This window comes from Paenibacillus lignilyticus (assembly GCF_017942085.1).
GTDB lineage: Bacteria > Bacillota > Bacilli > Paenibacillales > Paenibacillaceae > Paenibacillus_Z > Paenibacillus_Z lignilyticus.
On the sequence record NZ_JAGKSP010000002.1, the window covers coordinates 933774 to 950078 of the forward strand.

Annotated in this window: 20 protein-coding genes and 1 pseudogene; 4 read left to right on the forward strand and 17 right to left on the reverse strand. The window is 48.6% G+C overall.

The features are described from left to right. Positions 1–143 precede the first annotated feature (143 nt). Positions 144–848, forward strand: coding sequence for a protein-glutamine gamma-glutamyltransferase (locus I8J30_RS09180; protein WP_210657375.1), 705 nt, complete (start codon positions 144–146; stop codon positions 846–848). A 42-nt stretch (positions 849–890) separates the two neighbouring features. Here I8J30_RS09180 and I8J30_RS09185 read toward each other — a convergent pair whose 3' ends face one another. The 7 genes from I8J30_RS09185 to I8J30_RS32970 form a co-directional block, all read right to left on the reverse strand. Beyond that, a complete protein-coding gene (locus I8J30_RS09185) occupies positions 891–1673 on the reverse strand; it encodes a DUF817 domain-containing protein (protein ID WP_210657377.1) in 783 nt (260 codons plus the stop codon). Further along, on the reverse strand, positions 1673–1882 hold the full coding sequence (locus I8J30_RS09190) for a helix-turn-helix domain-containing protein (protein WP_091222640.1): 210 nt from the start codon (positions 1880–1882) through the stop codon (positions 1673–1675). The genes I8J30_RS09185 and I8J30_RS09190 overlap by 1 nt, the downstream gene beginning before the upstream one ends. Positions 1883–1892: 10 nt before the next feature. After that, entirely contained in the window at positions 1893–2375 is a 483-nt protein-coding gene (locus I8J30_RS09195) for a DUF2975 domain-containing protein (protein WP_210657380.1), read from the reverse strand. A gap of 169 nt (positions 2376–2544) precedes the next feature. After that, positions 2545–3072 carry a GNAT family N-acetyltransferase gene (locus I8J30_RS09200; protein WP_210657382.1) on the reverse strand — a complete coding sequence of 176 codons (528 nt, stop codon included), beginning with the start codon at positions 3070–3072 and terminating at the stop codon, positions 2545–2547. Positions 3073–3086: 14 nt separating this feature from the next. Further along, the gene (locus tag I8J30_RS09205) at positions 3087–3929 is read right to left on the reverse strand and encodes a methyltransferase domain-containing protein (RefSeq protein WP_210657383.1); all 843 of its coding nucleotides are present in this window, start codon (positions 3927–3929) and stop codon (positions 3087–3089) included. Between the two features lie 579 nt (positions 3930–4508). Continuing rightward, entirely contained in the window at positions 4509–6014 is a 1506-nt protein-coding gene (locus I8J30_RS09210; protein ID WP_210657386.1) for a malate:quinone oxidoreductase, read from the reverse strand. A gap of 352 nt (positions 6015–6366) precedes the next feature. Then, positions 6367–6660, reverse strand: coding sequence for an MFS transporter (locus I8J30_RS32970; protein ID WP_240547919.1), 294 nt, complete (start codon positions 6658–6660; stop codon positions 6367–6369). A 257-nt stretch (positions 6661–6917) separates the two neighbouring features. Here I8J30_RS32970 and I8J30_RS33610 point away from each other — a divergent pair, with 257 nt between their 5' ends. Continuing rightward, on the forward strand, positions 6918–7046 hold the full coding sequence (locus tag I8J30_RS33610) for a hypothetical protein (protein WP_276316095.1): 129 nt from the start codon (positions 6918–6920) through the stop codon (positions 7044–7046). Between the two features lie 164 nt (positions 7047–7210). Here the strand turns inward: I8J30_RS33610 and I8J30_RS09220 are convergent, their stop codons facing one another. The 3 genes from I8J30_RS09220 to I8J30_RS09230 all read right to left on the reverse strand — a co-directional run bounded on the left by I8J30_RS09220 (position 7211) and on the right by I8J30_RS09230 (position 9430). Continuing rightward, a complete protein-coding gene (locus I8J30_RS09220; RefSeq protein ID WP_210657388.1) occupies positions 7211–7768 on the reverse strand; it encodes a DJ-1/PfpI family protein in 558 nt (185 codons plus the stop codon). Positions 7769–7873: 105 nt separating this feature from the next. Further along, positions 7874–8854, reverse strand: coding sequence for an aldo/keto reductase (locus I8J30_RS09225; RefSeq protein WP_210657390.1), 981 nt, complete (start codon positions 8852–8854; stop codon positions 7874–7876). A gap of 45 nt (positions 8855–8899) precedes the next feature. Further along, positions 8900–9430: a GNAT family N-acetyltransferase gene (locus I8J30_RS09230; RefSeq protein ID WP_210657392.1), complete on the reverse strand. Its 531-nt coding sequence runs from the start codon at positions 9428–9430 to the stop codon at positions 8900–8902. A gap of 254 nt (positions 9431–9684) precedes the next feature. Between I8J30_RS09230 and I8J30_RS09235 the strand changes: the two are divergent. Then, positions 9685–9954, forward strand: a pseudogene (locus I8J30_RS09235) (aldo/keto reductase); the annotation flags it as partial. Between the two features lie 96 nt (positions 9955–10050). Beyond that, on the forward strand, positions 10051–10518 hold the full coding sequence (locus I8J30_RS09240; RefSeq protein WP_210657394.1) for a DinB family protein: 468 nt from the start codon (positions 10051–10053) through the stop codon (positions 10516–10518). A gap of 56 nt (positions 10519–10574) precedes the next feature. Here the strand turns inward: I8J30_RS09240 and I8J30_RS09245 are convergent, their stop codons facing one another. From I8J30_RS09245 to I8J30_RS09275, 7 genes are all read right to left on the reverse strand, one after another. Continuing rightward, complete coding sequence (locus I8J30_RS09245) at positions 10575–10775, reverse strand: hypothetical protein (protein WP_210657396.1); 201 nt, start codon at positions 10773–10775, stop codon at positions 10575–10577. Beyond that, on the reverse strand, positions 10772–11875 hold the full coding sequence (locus I8J30_RS09250) for a GerAB/ArcD/ProY family transporter (protein ID WP_210657397.1): 1104 nt from the start codon (positions 11873–11875) through the stop codon (positions 10772–10774). Before I8J30_RS09250 ends, I8J30_RS09245 begins: the two co-directional genes overlap by 4 nt. 12 nt (positions 11876–11887) lie before the next feature. Beyond that, positions 11888–13000: a Ger(x)C family spore germination protein gene (locus I8J30_RS09255; RefSeq protein WP_210657399.1), complete on the reverse strand. Its 1113-nt coding sequence runs from the start codon at positions 12998–13000 to the stop codon at positions 11888–11890. A gap of 10 nt (positions 13001–13010) precedes the next feature. Beyond that, the gene (locus tag I8J30_RS09260) at positions 13011–14462 is read right to left on the reverse strand and encodes a spore germination protein (protein ID WP_210657400.1); all 1452 of its coding nucleotides are present in this window, start codon (positions 14460–14462) and stop codon (positions 13011–13013) included. Between the two features lie 402 nt (positions 14463–14864). After that, complete coding sequence (locus tag I8J30_RS09265; RefSeq protein ID WP_210657402.1) at positions 14865–15080, reverse strand: GNAT family N-acetyltransferase; 216 nt, start codon at positions 15078–15080, stop codon at positions 14865–14867. 21 nt (positions 15081–15101) lie between these two features. Further along, complete coding sequence (locus tag I8J30_RS09270) at positions 15102–15437, reverse strand: hypothetical protein (protein WP_210657404.1); 336 nt, start codon at positions 15435–15437, stop codon at positions 15102–15104. Positions 15438–15468: 31 nt separating this feature from the next. After that, positions 15469–16293 carry a GNAT family N-acetyltransferase gene (locus tag I8J30_RS09275; protein ID WP_210657406.1) on the reverse strand — a complete coding sequence of 275 codons (825 nt, stop codon included), beginning with the start codon at positions 16291–16293 and terminating at the stop codon, positions 15469–15471. Between the last annotated feature and the right edge of the window lie 12 nt (positions 16294–16305).

The following is a 16305-nucleotide window of genomic DNA, read 5'->3' on the forward strand; positions in this document are numbered from 1 at the left end:
CTACAACACCCCCCATTAATGACAAAAACATCCATACTCTACAGACGAAAATAAGCATCTATAGTTGCGCTTACGCACAAGCATTCTCCTTTGCCCATACAATGGAATAGGCATATGGAGAATGATGAGGAGGCAGAGCCGACATGCAGTTCGAACCGACCTTAAGGTCGAATATTATTGCGGCAGCCAGGGACTTGAACAGCAGCCCCGCGGGATTCGCTACGTTTAAGAAGTCGTTTTGCAATGAGAAGTACTGGACGTTGACGAGTGAAGGTGGATTTCAGCTCAGGGACAGCGTTATGCCGGCTGAAGCCATACAGGATATTTTTTCGAATGGGAAAAAATACGGCTTCGAGTGCGCGACAGCCATCATCATCGTGTTGTACAAAGCCGTTCTGGATACGCTCGGAGAAACTCCGTTTAATCGGTTGTTTCAGAATCTGTACCTGCACTCCTGGCAAGCAGACAGTGACCTCGGACTCATTACGGAAGACGCTCCAAGCGAAAAATCGCAGCCCGGTGACGTGTTGTACTTCAAGAACCCGGATGTCAATCCGGAAAAAATGGAGTGGCAAGGCGAAAATGTCGTTAAGCTGGGAGACGACCTTTATTTCGGGCACGGAATTGGCATCAAGAGCGGAGAAGGCATCATAGCCTCGCTAAACAAACGCCGTATTGAAAATGCAACGAAATCGGCTTACCTGGAAGATCGGTTCGTTTATCCCGATTTCTATCATTTGTCCCAATACGCCCCCGCCGATATCCGCCTGTACTACAATACGAAATGGCCAACCCCGTACGCGGCAGTAGGTGCAAGCATCGGCGTGAGAAGATACATCCGGCATTAACACACAAAGGCCGGGAAGAGCTATGCTCTTCCCGGCCTTCTATTAGTCGGTCCCACTAGGGACTTGCCGGTCCTTCACCAGCTTCAAAGTCGCTACAATCAGAAAACTAACAATGACAAGCAGCAGCCATGAGCTCACTTTCCCAACATGTACGAACCGCCATGATTCGGCTTGATCCGGATATTCCCACGCGCCAAAGAACGTTGCGACGTTCTCTGCGATCCAGATAAAAAATCCTATTAATACGAATGATGGCGCGAGCGGCATCCGGTAACGTGTACCGCCAACCATATAGGTGACCCAAGTCCGCCAAAATACGAGTAGAACAAGTGCCGACAACCACCAACGAGCATCGATCCAATAATGATGAGTGAAAAAGTTCAAATAAATCATAACGGCAAGTGCGACCGCCACCGGGAACGGCGGCCATCTTACCAATTCAACGTCCATCCGCCGCCAGGCTTGGCAGAGATAGCTTGCAACACTCGCGTACATAAAGCCACTGTATAACGGAACGCCGAACACCTTCGTATACCCCTCCCCGGGGTACGACCATGAACCCATGTGCACCTTGAAGATTTCAAGTGCCAAGCCAATCAAGTGAAACAAGGTAATGACCTTAACTTCATCGCTCGATTCAAGACCGGAACGAACCATCCACCACTGCATCGTAAGGCAAATAAGCAGCAGCAAATCGTACCTCGGAAGCCAAGGAATCTGAACAAGCTGCGTTAAAGCCAGCGATGCGAAGATCACAACGGGGAACAGACAAGACCATGCCTGCTCCCAGCCGAAACGAACCAGCTGCAGCAATGCCCTTCTCATTATTCGTCCATTTTGTATTCTAAGACATCTCCCGGCTGGCAATCTAAAGCTTTACAAATGGCCTCTAGAGTGGAAATCCGAATCGCTTTAGCCTTCCCATTCTTCAAAATGGACAGGTTCGCCATCGTAATTCCGACCCTCTCCGAAAGCTCCGTTACGCTCATTTTCCGTTTCGCCAACATCACATCAATATTAATTATGATCGCCATGTTATTCACCTCAGACCGTTAGGTCGTTTTCTGACTTGATATCTATGGCATTTTTCAACAGCTTCTGAAGAACAGCCGCGAAGACGGCAATGACCATCGAAGCAAATATAAACACCATCCCGACTACAATAACACCGGGGGAATCGTCCCTCTCAGCAAAGAGGTAAAAGAGCGGCATTCCTAAGACAAACAAGGCACTGATTACGAGCGCACAAGTTTTGATATGCTTCAAAGCAGTAACAGCTAAATCCGAGAAAGCTTGGTTCTTGTCAATATAGCCTAACAGTTTGAAAGCATGATACAGAGCAATGTAGTAAGGGATCACCGTTGCATACAGATCAATACACACAAAATATTTCAGATACGTATGATCCGGATATAATTCTACAATATAATTCGCGATCTCGGGAATGACAAATATGCATATAGCCAGAACCGGAATACCAATCAGAAAAACAGTTACCTTTAAGAAGAGGGTTGAGCCTCGTTCCATGACATGCACCTCATTTCGTTATTCTCATATTGAATTTACCATAAGATTTATCGTTTTGCAATAAATATAAATCGTTATATGATCTATTTATATTGTTTAACTCAAAATACAAAGGCCGCCAAAATCCGGCTGCCTTTTTGACTCGGGAATCCCCTCGCGATTAGGAGTGCTAAAGCTTCTTTACCATATGGATATCATGCGGTTCTTTTTCAAACAGTTCCTTATCCACCTCTAACGTATTCATCGAGCCGCAGCTGGAATAGAACTTGACCGCGGACTCCGTTTCGGTTGAGGAGATGTAGAGATATTCAGCCCCTCTTATGATGGCTTCATTGCTTAGCTCATCCAAGATACGTCGGCCAATTCCTTGCCTCCGGTAGTTTCGTGTAACATACATCAGATCGACTTGCAGCTGATTGTTTGCCTGGCCTCTGAACTGATGAGCCAAGACACCGAATCCAACGAGTTTATTCTGATCGTAAGCGCCAAATGCGGTCCCACCGTTTTGAAGTTCATATTCAAAGCGAGAAATGATTGCTGCATAATCGTCTTCTTCCCAATTGGGACATTCATGCTCCGATCTGATCGCGTTAAGAACGCCGTCCTTGCATGTATAGACCAAATGGATGGTTTCCGAGCGGTCAATATCGCGTATGGAAGATGAATCTTCGAGCTTCATTTGCTTGAACGTAATCATTGCTTGCTGCCCTCCTAAGTTTGCATGAATGAAGTACGTGGTTTCGTGCCGCAAGCTATAACAAAGTTCAGCATGGCATAAGCCTCTGATGAATTGCTCAGCCTCTCCGATGCTAGTTTCATCTGATCCAGCTCTTCCTGAGTAATCACGCCATTCTGGCATAAACCCATGAATCGTCTGCTATCAAACTGGTATCGGAAGCCTTCAATGCCAAGTAAATCGCTATGCTGCAGAATGGAATCCATATCTACATCGGTAAAACCCGTTTGCCTCAACAGCCTTGGCAGACTTCTGCCAATCAATCGGTTGCCCCCATTCGAAGCTACATAGTCTGCAACCTTCTGTAATACGGACGGCAGCACAGGCAAGTCCGGATGCAGCGCACCAAATATTCCATCATCGACATCGATGATAACCAGCTTTCCTCCCGGCTTTAACACACGATAGAGTTCTCCGGCCGCTGCCAGCGGATCTTTCAAATGAAGGAAGAGCAGTCTTGCAATAACAAAATCATAGGAATTGTCCGGCAGCCCGGTATCATAGACAGAGGCATGGACAAACTCCAATTGCGACGCGAATCGTGGATCTAATCGATTACGGGCTTCGTTCAAAAGTGTGGAATCAACCTCTAAAGCGGTAATTACACTATGAGGCACCTGCCCGGCCAGCTGTTCCGTGAAGAACCCGGGGCCACTGCCCGCTTCCAGAATCCGCATCCCGTCCTGTAAGCCAAACCACTGCAGGTTACGGAACTCTTTCTCCCACCCCATCAACACCTGAACCTGCAGGCGCGCCATTTCACCTGTGTAACCCAATACGGACTTCTCGATATCGTAAGTTGAATTCCGCTCGATCATATGTACCTCCAGGAGTACCATATTAATAATGGAAGGGAATGACCTTTCCTACCAGCCATCATACTTTACATGAATATCCTAAAAAAGAGAAAGTTGTTTGTCTATAATTCCCTATTTACATCTGTCATGGATCTCACTTTCCCGGAAAAGATAAGGAACCGGAGGTGGAGTCGGGCGAAGTTGGTGGAGTTGGTGGAGTTGGGTGGAGTTGGGCGGAGTTGGTGGAGTTGGGCTGAATGTTGAGGCTCCGAGATTCTAACGAATCGTAGAGGCCTTATTCGGCTGAATTTGGGGGCACAGAAAATCTAACGAATCCTAGGAGCCTTATTTCAGGAAAATCGGCACTTAAATACACAAAAAACGTCAAATAAGACCTGTACGATTCGTTAGCATTTTTTCGAGGCTATTAGGAGGCAAATAAGACCTCCACGATTCGTTAGAGCAGTCCACCTGTCCAGCCACAAACGCACAACGAGATACCGTTCCCACTCTCCCTAACCAACGCAAAAAAGCAGCCGAACCATCTCGGCTGCTTCATTATAGGATCTTAGTGCGATAGGATCTTAGTGCGATAGGATCTTAGTGCGATGCCTGCAGCGATACTTTCTCGCTTAGACCAAGCGCCCGCGCCGTTGAAAGCTGATGTTGACGAATTAACTCAGGGTTCTTCAGCAGGGACACGCCGTAAGAAGGAATCATCTCTTTGATCTTCGGCTCCCACTCTTTGATATGTCCAGGGAAGCATTTCTTGATGACTTCAAGCATAACGGATACTGCAGTGGAAGCACCCGGAGATGCACCCAGCAATGCTGCAATGGAGCCGTCTGCGGCACTAATAACTTCCGTACCGAATTGAAGTGTTCCTTTGCCGGCCGCGGTGTCTTTAATAATTTGAACACGCTGGCCTGCTACTAGTAATTCCCAATCCTCGCTGTTTGCATTCGGAACAAATTCCCGTAACGCTTCCATGCGTTTTTCCTTGGATAACATGACTTGCTTAATTAAATAAGTGGTCAAGGAAACGTTCTTCACGCCCGCTGCCATCATCGTAACGAGGTTATGCCCTTTCACGGAAGACGACAAATCGAACATGGAACCGAATTTCAAGAACTTCGGCGAGAAACCGGCAAACGGTCCGAAGAACAGCGACTCTTTCTTGTCGATCACGCGTGTGTCCAGATGCGGAACGGACATTGGCGGCGCACCGACCGGAGCTTGTCCGTATACTTTGGCACGATGCTTCGCGACCACTTCCGGATTCTGACACACCATGAACAGACCGCTTACCGGGAAGCCGCCAATTCCTTTTCCTTCAGGAATGCCGGATTTCTGCAGCAAATGCAGGCTTCCGCCGCCGCCGCCGATGAAGACAAACTTCGCCGTTTGGCGCTCTACCGCACCCGTCTCGACATTGCGGACTTTCAATTCCCACGAACCGTCTCTAGCACGCTTAATATCATCAACGTTATGGTTGAATTTAATATCCACGTTCTCGCTCTTCAGGTGATCAAACAAGATGCGAGTTAGAGCGCCAAAGTTAACATCTGTACCCGATTCGATTCTTGTAGCTGCAATAGGTTGATCCAGCTTCCGATCCTTCATCATCAGCGGAATCCATTCCTTCAGCTTCGCCGGATCCTCGGAATACTCCATGCCGTCAAACAACGGATTGTGCTCCAATGCTTTATACCGTTTCCTCAAAAAGTTAACATCTTGTTCCCCTTGAACAAAACTCATATGAGGGACCGGAACGATAAAGTCCTGTGGATTACGAATCAAGTTGCTGTTCACCAGATAAGACCAGAACTGCCTGGAAACCTGGTATTCTTCGTTCACTTTAATAGCTTTGCTGATATCTATGGAACCGTCCGGTTTCTCAACCGTGTAGTTAAGCTCGCAAAGTGAAGAATGTCCTGTTCCTGCATTATTCCATTCGTTTGAGCTTTCCTCACCGGCGGTTGCACGCCGCTCGAGCACGGTAATGTTCCAGTCCGGTACTAATTCTTTAAGCAGCGAACCTAAGGTAGCACTCATGATTCCGGCACCAATTAAGATAACGTCTGTATTCGTTTGTCTGTTGCTCATGTTTACCGTCCTTCTACTCTACGATTTGCAGAAAGGATGTGAGCGTTCCTGCTAAAGCGCCACAGCAAGCCAGGGTAAAACCTTATCACACATCTTTTCCGGTCATTTTTTTCTCTATCCTAGTGTATCACTATTAATTAGAGATTAAAATAATGGGGTTCAATATTCCTTTACAAATTCGTGTACCAATAAAACAAACTTATTCCATCCCCGTATTAGCTTAACCATTTCTACTTATCAAATAACAAAGCCAATTCTGCCCATCTCTCACGTCTAATTTAGTCCGCATTTTAGCTGCAGTTAAAATGTATCTGCGAACCATTTGATTTGCATAGGGGAGCTCCTTTTCTGATTACGATTGGATTGGTTTCAAATCCTTATGGCCTTGAAGCTTCTTATATACATTAAAATACACCCACACCGCATTCATCAACAGCAGCGCACTGGTAACTATAAATACGTAGCGGCTGCCAAACCAGGCTGTCACTTGTCCGCCAAGGACCGCGCCTCCAAATACGCCCAAATAACCTGCTGACATCGTAAAACCAAACACTCTGCCCGTTATCGCGGCAGGTGTAATTTTTTTGATCAAAATGTTCACTGTAGGCGTCAACCCGGCAGCGGTAAGCCCCAATAAGAATCGCAAAATCATTAACTCCCACGGATTACGGACGAAAGCTTGAGGGAAGCTTGAGGGATGAAAATAACTCCGGCTGCAACCAGCGAAAACAACATCACTTACCCAACCGTGGCGCCGCAAAAATATTGGCAAGTCCCGATGCGGAAAATATAATCCCGGCAATCCATGCAACATGACTGAAATTGTAGGTTAACTGGGTAATATAAACGGTAAGAATCGGTTCCACCGAATATAGGGCAGATCCATCCCGGCAGCCGAACAGCGTGTTCAAAGCGGACATGCTCCTAATGGCGCTAAGCAGTGAATCGTACTCCTACCAGAAGGAAGAGCGCGGCTACTCGTCGGAGCTGTTTCTGGAACAGATTCGTTTGACCTTCTTACCGCAATCTTGAGCCTGAGCTCAAATTCAAACGGCAGTCCTAGACGAATGATCGTCTCGGACTGCCGCTTGATGTAGGTAATCGGTTATTCCTGCTCAACCTTCTCATGCCGAGCCGAAAGCTAATTTTTCGATAAATTAAAGGTGCCCGCAGGGGCTCCTTGTTTATTTGCTATTTCACTTTTTCACTTGTTTCAAGAATTCCCGCATGAAGCCCGGCAAATCCGGCCAAGCGTGACCTGAAATGATATTGCCGTCTACACAAAGCGTATCCTTCGCGTAGGTCGCGCCAAGCGCCTCCACATCCGGACGACATGCCGAGTAAGCCGTCATGGATCGGCCTTCGAAATGGCTGCGGTTGTTAACAACGGCCAGAATTAGCGCCGCATGACAGATCGCGCCAACGGGCTTATCCGTTTCAAAGAAATGGCTGACGATACGAGGCACGTTGTCGTCTAAGCGAATATATTCAGGAGCTCTGCCGCCCGGGATAATAAGGCCCGCATATTCAGAAGGATCGACCTCGGAGAATGCGATATGCGAATTCAGCTGATAACCCGGCTTTTCCGTGTACGTATCCCAGCCTTCAAAATCATGGACGACCGTTCGCAGCGTCTTCACGCTTGGAGCAGCGATAACCGCTTCAAACCCTTCCTCCAATACGCGGAAATAAGGATAATACACTTCCAACGACTCAGCGGCATCACCGGTAAGGATAAGAATCTTCTTCGACAACTGGATCACACTCCATGAACATATTAGAACCCTTATTCATTGTCCATGAAGAGGAAATATCTGTAAAGGGACGTAAATTGTTGAATTCTGTTGAATGATCATCGATTAGATTGCACCAACCACCCGATGAGGAACATAGGGTTCTTCCAGCGACGCAATTTCTTCGGCTGTTAATCGAATCGACAGCGCAGCTACCGGATCCTCAAGATGAGCGATTTTCGTTGCCCCGATAATCGGTGCCGCTACCGGCTGTTTCTGCAATAACCAGGCGAGCGCGATCTGAGCGCGAGGGACGCCGCGTTGTTCGGCGATTGCCGCGACCCGATCGACAATCAAACGGTCTGTGCTTGCAGTCGCATCGTATTTGGATCTCTGAACTTGATCGGTTTCAGAGCGTCGCGTCGTCTCCGACCAATCGCGCGTCAATCTTCCGGATGCAAGCGGACTATAGGGTATCACACCGATTTTCTCTTCTCTGCAAAGCGGCAGCATCTCCCGCTCCTCTTCACGGTAAAGAAGGTTCAAATGATTCTGCATCGATACAAACCGAGTCCATCGATTGGTTTCCGCTACATGTAACGCCTTAAGAAATTGCCAGGCATACATCGCTGAAGCGCCGATATATCTTGCTTTTCCCGCTTTCACAACGTCATGAAGGGCTTCCATCGTCTCTTCAATAGGCGTATTGTAATCCCAGCGATGAATTTGATACAGGTCCACATAATCCGTTCCCAACCGCTTCAAACTCTTATCGATTTCACTCATGATCGCCTTGCGCGAAAGTCCTGCACCATTGGGTCCTTCATGCATGCGAAAATGAACCTTCGTCGCCAGCACGATTTCATCTCGATTGGCATATTCCTTGAGTGCCCGTCCCACAATTTCCTCGCTTGTTCCATCCGCATATACATTCGCCGTATCGAAGAAATTAATGCCAAGCTCGAGCGCTTTCTTGATAATGGGACGACTGTTCTCTTCATCGAGAATCCACGGATGCGTCCACCGCTCAGCAACCCCAAAACTCATACAGCCAAGACAAAGCCTCGATACATCCAAGCCCGTATTGCCAAGTTTCACATATTCCATTTGATTCACCACTCCCCTAATTTTTATGCGCTCCGACTTCTGTTCCTAAGTCAGATCGCTTTCAAGAACGGAATAAATCACTTCATTGCACCACTTCTCGTTACACAACCTGGTCTCCCTCAGTAAACCGTCCTTTATCATGCCGGCTCTAATCATGACTTGTTCGGAAAGCTCGTTCTCCGCGTTGGCATAAGCGACTATACGATGAACATGCAGTTCGTTATAAGCAAAACCAATGAGCGTTTTTGCCGCATCGGTTGCGTAGCCTTTTTTCCAATGATCGGGATGCAGTGCCCACCCAATCTCCCATTCCTTTATTTCTGCCCAGTTTAAGCGAATTCTGACTCTGCCAATCGGACGCAAATCGAATTTATCGCAGAGCAGAAATGCATATACGACACGCGGACTGGCATCCCTATCGGCCAAAATCGTTTGAAAATTGGTTTTGATTTGATCAAGATCCGGACGGTTGCTTTCGTATTTGTAAGTAAGACTGTGTTGTTCCAATTCATTGTAAAAAGTAAAATCGTCCGCCGTGTACTCTCTAAGCAACACTTTCTCACCTGTGATTTCCATGATCGTTCCTCCGGGTCCATTGCTGATTTAAGGTATTCACTCCCTCAAACTGTACCATTATTACAATTCATTGTCAGCGTTACACCGAACTTCTCCGGCTTCTCATTAAGATAAAGAGCGAGACAATCAATACGGCCAGGACATACCAAATAAACGTCGCGTAACCCCGCATACTGAGCAATGATCCCGCCGCCCCAATTCCCCAATAACCTTCCTAGTATGGACCCGTTATAATACATCGTAGTGGACATTCACAGAATGCGGAACTGGCAGCCATAGCTGAGAAGAATAATAAATCCGTCGCTCAGGTGGTTTTATTTTGGCTGATCCAAAGAGACGTCGTTGTCATTCCAAAGTCTGTACGCCAAGATAGAATTGTCGAGAACATAAGCAGCTTTGATTTTGAATTAAGTCAGGAGGATATGGAGTCGATTGCTGCGTTAGATACGAAGCAGAACCTGTTCTTCTCTCATCGCGATCCCGAAATGGTGAAATGCCTCGGTACAAGAAAACTCGATATTTAACCCTCTTTCGTCTCTATGTGAAAATTATTCGCTGCGTTTGTTATACAATAGAAGCAGAATGTGGCACGATAACCAGGCACTACGGAGGTCGATTTCATGCAAACGATTCGAACGATGTTCGCGCATATGGATTGGGCGAACCGCCAGCTGCTCGAGGCGCTGCAAGCTGCGCCGAAGGATGAAGCGAGTCAAGCAACGCTGCTGTTTCTGCATGTGCTCCAAGCGGAGCGCATCTGGCTGACCCGGCTGCGCGGCGAGAGCAGTGAAGGTATCCGGCTGTGGGTGGACGATACGGATTCGCTCGACTGCGCAGCTTTGATCGAAGCGAACGGAAGTGGATTTCAGGCTTGGCTTGACGCCTTGCCCGAAGAGGAACTAGACCAGCCGGTCGCATACCGCAGTCAAGCCGGGGCACCGTTTGAGACGTCGACTCGGGATATTCTGATCCACGTCGCCTTGCACGGTCAGTACCACCGCGGCCAGATCAACACGCTGCTCCGCCAGAGCGGGGCTGATCCGAAGCCTGTGGATTACATCCTATACGCGCGACTTGGCGAGGGCTGATAGCGAGCTCCAAGTAGCATAAGAAGGGCTGCCGAATGGCAGCCCTTCTTAGTTGCTCAAAATATGAAATCGATGGCCATACCGATCCATTTGTTCAAATCAAGAGGCCGATGCACAACCAAGCTCCCCCATAAGATGCAGCCGATTGTCGTAATCGCGACGAACACCGTCTTTTCTTTCCGGCCACTATTCTCTGCTTTCATAATGATGAACCCGGAGATTAGGAAAGCGATATACAATAATATCAGCCAGATCATATCGCGGCCTCCTTCGTACGTGCGTTCCCTTTGCGAAGCCAAGCGGCGACAAGGAACACTAAGGGAAAACCGACTCCAAACGGAACGTAATAGACGAACAAATAATTCTGGACCCATTCCGCATTCTCGACGATATTCGCGAAAAACAAAGCGTAGGCTGAGATGACCCATACGAGCGGGTAAGCGACGAAGGCTCTGTTCTCGATTGAAAACAGCTGGCAGATCGCCGAAACGGCGAAATAAAATAGCACGCTGAGCTTCAGGAACACGAGCAGAAGAGCGTTCACCGATATGATCGCTTCGAGATGCTCGACGAAATTAGAGAATTGCATTTCGCGGAAGATGATATAGATGGGGTATGCCAAGTGTGAACCCCGGTAAACGCCGAGAATACCGACGGTAAAGAAAATACCCAGTGCAAGCTGGAAGCCCATGAAGGCGATCCCTCCAAGGAAGGCGATATTGAGCCTTTTGCGTACCAACGGGAATGCCATCATGAACGCGACGGTCTCCATGAACGGAAAGCCGAGCGCGTATTTCGTCTCTGCCAGGGTCGGCATGAATTCAAAGGTACCCGGATAGTCAAAGTTTCCCCAGTCCCACTCTCTAAGCATGACTGTAAATGGCGTCCAGTACGCAATCATTAGAATGGGGAGAATGACTACGCTCACCATAGAGATCGAATCGATTCCTTTGATCACCGCATAGGCACATACAAGCAATGCCAGGATGTTAAACACACTGATCGGGGTTCTTGGCATCAGGTTAACCTGCATGTAGTCGCTCATGTTTCGCGTCACCCAGGCCGCCATTTGAACGAAGAATACGATATAACATAGGGCTACGAAGCCTCCCACGTATTTACCGAGCGCCTTTTGGGAGATTTGGACAAGGGACAATCCGGGATATCGGCTTGCCACGTACAGCCAGAACGCTCCGGCGACAACGCCAAACAGCGTGCTCCACAATTGGACGAGCCATGCGAATTGCCGAGCAGCGGAAATCAGTCCGACGGGCAGCAAGATGAACGACGTCCCCGCGACGAACGCGGCAGTCATTGCGAATAATTGCCACCCACCCAGTTGTAGCGGTTTTTCCAATGCCATCTCTCCTTATTGGTAAGGGGTTCTCGTGTTTCCGAACAAGGAAGCTTTGGAGATCACCTCGAACGAAACGTCGAAATCTCGCCACTTTCCGCGTCCTTGTTTCGTATCCCCGATTCCAAGCAGATCCCAGTCTTTTTCTCGCGCGAGTCGGACAAATTGGTCCGATTGCTCCTTTAAGGTCCTGTTGAAGGCCTGCTCGATTTCGTGCGTATTCTGAAGCGTGAGAGGTCTCATTTGCTGATTGTACAGAACTCGAAGGTTGACGTGGATGGTGATATGGAGTCGGGACGGTCCCCAATTTCGTTTGACTTGGATGTTCCTTGTCTCCAAATCTACATGGACGCCGTTTACTTTGATGCTTTCCAAGCATCTGCGGGCATCGCCGTTCAGAACGTAATACATTTTTTTCGTGTGTTGATCGATCTCTCCCACCATTTTCGCCCGAATGAATACCGCGCCACCCGAGATTTGAAACCCTGTTTCTGTCGCCTTTATGGTCTCCGCTCGATCCGATTCGGTTACCGGACTGCTTCCGTAGTAATGCAGGATCGGAATGATCGTCGGACGGCTCAGCGGAACCCCCTTCACGATATCCTCCAATTGAGTCAGTTTTTTACTCATCCCGAATGTACTCGCTTGCCAGTCCATCAACAACCGGAGATTACGCCCAGGTACCCGGTCGAGTGGCGTGAAGTTTTCCATGACATTCTGAATGGGCGCATCCGTTACGACGGCGTACACGTTGGTTCGACGGTCCGTATTCAGTTCCAAATAATTGATTAATTCGAGCAGCCCCTCTCGCGCGAAGCGTTCGGTGAACACATAGCACTGCATGTGGGCGGTGAATAACATCCGAGACATGATCGTGCCCGTTTTTTCCGTTAACAGGCCGGGGTTTTGTTCCGAGACTACATACGTATAGACGGACGCTTTGGATGGCCCGGATTGCCGGGGGGAGATGCCCGTCGGATTGATGACTTGGTAATAAGCCGTTATACGTTTGGTTTTAGGATCGATGTCCGCCGCGGTCATGTCCACCAAGGCCAGATGATTGATCTCTCTCATATCCCAACAACCCGTGCACATTAACAGCAGAGCGGCAACCTGTAACCCTTTCATTATCATGAGATCACCTTCCGGACTTTCCCTGTTGAAACATTTTCGGACGACTCTTCAAATTCGGCCTGGGAACCCGTACGAACGTATCCTTCCAATCGGGCAGGTACATCGGCGCGAATGGCGCGAAGTACCTGACGCCGAACGAACGGAGGGAAGCAAGATGAATCAGCAGAAAAAATACGCCGCACATGAGCCCGAACAGCCCCATCGTGCCGGTAAGGATCATGAATGCAAATTGAATGATCCGCTGCGTGATACCAAAGCTGTACATGGGCGATACGAAATTGGATATCGCGGTGATCGAGACGACGATGACCATGGCCGCGGAGACAATACCCGCCTCCACTGCCGCCTGCCCAAGCACAAGCGCTCCGACGATGGAGATCGCCTGACCGGCAATCCGCGGCATCCTTAGCCCCGCCTCCCGCAACACTTCGAACGTGACCATCATCATGATCGCTTCAATGAAAGCCGGAAAAGGCACCCCTTCCCGTTGGGCAGCTAGATTGACCAAGAGTGGGTCCGGAAGCAATTCCTGATGATAGCTGACGACCGAAATATACAGTGCGGGAACGAAAATGGCGAGAAAAAAGGCGACCAACCGAAGCCAGCGCAGCAGCGTCGCGATGTCGGCCCGCTGGTAGTAGTCTTCCGGAGCGGAGAACAGCTGGAAAAACGTCAAGGGTCCCGCTAGCACGATCGGCGTACCGTCGGTTAAGACCGCCACTTGACCCTCCAACAATTTCGCGGAGATCGCATCCGGTCTTTCAGTTGCAATTAATTGGGGAAATGGCGTCAGAGCCTTGTCTTGGATCCACTCCTCGATATAGGCGCTCTCCAAAATGCTGTCAGTATGAATAGCCTGCAGCCGCGTGCGGAATTCATCCACTAATTTCACCGAGGCTATCCCTCGCATATAGGCCAGGCAAACCATCGTTTTCGTTTCCGTTCCAATCACCATGGATTCGAATACCAGTTTATCGCTTTTAACCCTCTTACGGATAAGGGACAGGTTGCGGATCAAATCCTCCACGAACCCTTCTCTCGGCCCACGGATCGTCGACTCCGTACTAGGTTCCTCGACGCTCCGTTGTTCCCGCTTGCAAACATCCATGGCAAGCGCTTGATTCTTCCCCGGGACAAGAATGAGGCAATGACCGCCCAGAAGCGCTTCCACGCACTCATCCAGTCCCTCCGTTTCCTTCATTTGACCATGGGAAATGCTCATCTTTAACCAAGCAACAGGCTCTATCTCGAGCTGTTCGTTATCCATCGCCTGCGTAGCGTGAAGGAGCGGACGAATAATCGCTTCGTCTACCTGATTTTGATCGGCCAGCGATGTAAGAAAAAAGCAGGATACCTCGAACCCCGCCTTTGTCCGCAGATGGCGGCGCACAACATCCGGAGAGACTCCCAGCCGTTCCGTTATCCGATCCGCAAGATCCTGAATTTGCTCCGTCATGGAAACTTTCCCCTCCTGCAATTGCTCCAGTCAGGTTGTCCAGAAAGTGGGATATTCATTCCTTATTATGGAGAGACGGCGTATTGTCGGGACGCAATCTTGGTCAATCAGTACACGATCTACCGTTCAAGAACGCAACAGGCCACCAATATGAATTGGTGGCCTGTTCTGTGTATCGAGAAACGTCGCATTGCGGCTCTAACGGTTGTGACAGTGGTTATTTCGAATAATTTTACCATTTTAATAATCTAACGGTTGCCACAGCGCTTATTTGAACGTATTCCACAGGGAATCGACCAATCTGCTGCAAATAACGTCTGTCACAACCGTTAGAATTTCAAAAGGGCTTGTTTTCAACAAATAGCCACGCTGACAACCGTTAAAGTATGTTCATGACGATAGCTATTTCTGAATCATAGTAGTAAATTCGGTGATTCCTTTTGTGAATTCGGATTCCCGGCAGAATCCGAATTTATCATATAGATGTATAGCTCGTTTATTAAACGTTGCCACAGTCAGCCGCTTGGGGAGACTTCCGCAGGTTTTCTCCATAGAGCTAAGAACAAAGCTTAGAAACGAAGTTCCGTTTCCCTGCCCCGTATACTCTGCCTCAAACATAATGCATGTACAGCCGCGATATCAACTAAAAGAAAAGCTTCTGAATTGCGCAAGGAAATAAACGGTTATGAGCAGATTTATTGCGATTATAAATAGCGCACTCAGACTAACGGGAGATTTCAATAAAAACTGTCGATACGCAAAGGAAAGTAAGGTCATCATGACGCCGTATCCGACAGGAACAACGTAACTATAAAATAATTTTTCTGTTTCGCCGATGTCACCCGGAGGCGCATCAGCTGCAGTGAAGCGTCCCATCGCTATCCATATCTTTATGACCCAGTAAAATAAAAAGGATAGGGTCGATAATACGAGTAGATAGGCTGCATAACCAAGTACATGAAGGCCATTCTTCAATTGACTACCTCCGAATCAATTGCCTAATTAACTAACCGCCGTGGTAGCTATAGTAATCCTGCGCATGCACCGCTTTGAACCCGACCGATTCATACAGCCGTAGTGCATGGTCATTCTTCGTTTCGACTTCCAAGTGTATCGAGCAGCCGGCAGCGCTTTGCTCTTGAATGACTTTGCGCAGCGCTTTGCTGCCTATCCCTTTACCTTGGTGCTCAGGCAAAATGGCAAATCCATAAATCCACGCTTGCCCCTCTTCGCGACTCACCCGGATCTTCCCTACCGTTTCTTCGTCGTTCACGTCAATCATGAACACATCGGTGTTCCCCGCATAGACGTGACTCTCCATCGCTCGGGCATCCGCTTCGTCATCTCCGAACGCAAGAACGGATATGCGTACGCGCATTTCGTAATCTTCCGGCGTCGCCGGCCTCAACATAATGCCGTCCGTTTCGCCAAGGGGTCTTTCCTGCCACTCCATTTGATGCTCCGAGAATGCATACTCGGCGCCCAGTTTTCTCATGAGAGCTTTGGCCGTATCTGATCCCGCAGGCGCGTTCAACAAGATTCTCTTGCATCCGTTCTGCCTGACCTTCTCCATCGCCTGCCGGAATAAGCGCCGGAAATGCCCCTTCCGTCGTTCACCGGGTTTCACCATGCCGCATACTTCGACCGTTGAGCCAAAAGCATACAAGCCTATAAAAGCTACAAGCCGTTCATTTTCATAATGAAACAAGCCGAGTTGGCCGGCATCGCGTTCTCTAAGCATTTCCCAGTTGAGCTTCAACTGTACATGATCATGAGCTTCACACTCGATCTGCAATTGTTCGATAGCCAATAATTGTCCGGTCGTTAACATGTTGTCTCCTTT

What these genes read in the sequence shown, in the direction of transcription:
- I8J30_RS09195 (WP_210657380.1), bottom strand. Translation starts at nt 2,375, where the DNA reads ATGGAACGAGGCTCAACCCTCTTCTTAAAGGTAACTGTTTTTCTGATT.
- I8J30_RS09180 (WP_210657375.1), top strand. Translation starts at nt 144, where the DNA reads ATGCAGTTCGAACCGACCTTAAGGTCGAATATTATTGCGGCAGCCAGG.
- I8J30_RS09240 (WP_210657394.1), top strand. Translation starts at nt 10,051, where the DNA reads ATGCAAACGATTCGAACGATGTTCGCGCATATGGATTGGGCGAACCGC.
- I8J30_RS09200 (WP_210657382.1), bottom strand. Translation starts at nt 3,072, where the DNA reads ATGATTACGTTCAAGCAAATGAAGCTCGAAGATTCATCTTCCATACGC.
- I8J30_RS09275 (WP_210657406.1), bottom strand. Translation starts at nt 16,293, where the DNA reads ATGTTAACGACCGGACAATTATTGGCTATCGAACAATTGCAGATCGAG.
- I8J30_RS09210 (WP_210657386.1), bottom strand. Translation starts at nt 6,014, where the DNA reads ATGAGCAACAGACAAACGAATACAGACGTTATCTTAATTGGTGCCGGA.
- I8J30_RS09245 (WP_210657396.1), bottom strand. Translation starts at nt 10,775, where the DNA reads ATGATCTGGCTGATATTATTGTATATCGCTTTCCTAATCTCCGGGTTC.
- I8J30_RS09190 (WP_091222640.1), bottom strand. Translation starts at nt 1,882, where the DNA reads ATGGCGATCATAATTAATATTGATGTGATGTTGGCGAAACGGAAAATG.
- I8J30_RS09255 (WP_210657399.1), bottom strand. Translation starts at nt 13,000, where the DNA reads ATGAAAGGGTTACAGGTTGCCGCTCTGCTGTTAATGTGCACGGGTTGT.
- I8J30_RS09260 (WP_210657400.1), bottom strand. Translation starts at nt 14,462, where the DNA reads ATGACGGAGCAAATTCAGGATCTTGCGGATCGGATAACGGAACGGCTG.
- I8J30_RS09265 (WP_210657402.1), bottom strand. Translation starts at nt 15,080, where the DNA reads ATGTTTGAGGCAGAGTATACGGGGCAGGGAAACGGAACTTCGTTTCTA.
- I8J30_RS09185 (WP_210657377.1), bottom strand. Translation starts at nt 1,673, where the DNA reads ATGAGAAGGGCATTGCTGCAGCTGGTTCGTTTCGGCTGGGAGCAGGCA.
- I8J30_RS09230 (WP_210657392.1), bottom strand. Translation starts at nt 9,430, where the DNA reads ATGGAAATCACAGGTGAGAAAGTGTTGCTTAGAGAGTACACGGCGGAC.
- I8J30_RS09205 (WP_210657383.1), bottom strand. Translation starts at nt 3,929, where the DNA reads ATGATCGAGCGGAATTCAACTTACGATATCGAGAAGTCCGTATTGGGT.
- I8J30_RS09225 (WP_210657390.1), bottom strand. Translation starts at nt 8,854, where the DNA reads ATGGAATATGTGAAACTTGGCAATACGGGCTTGGATGTATCGAGGCTT.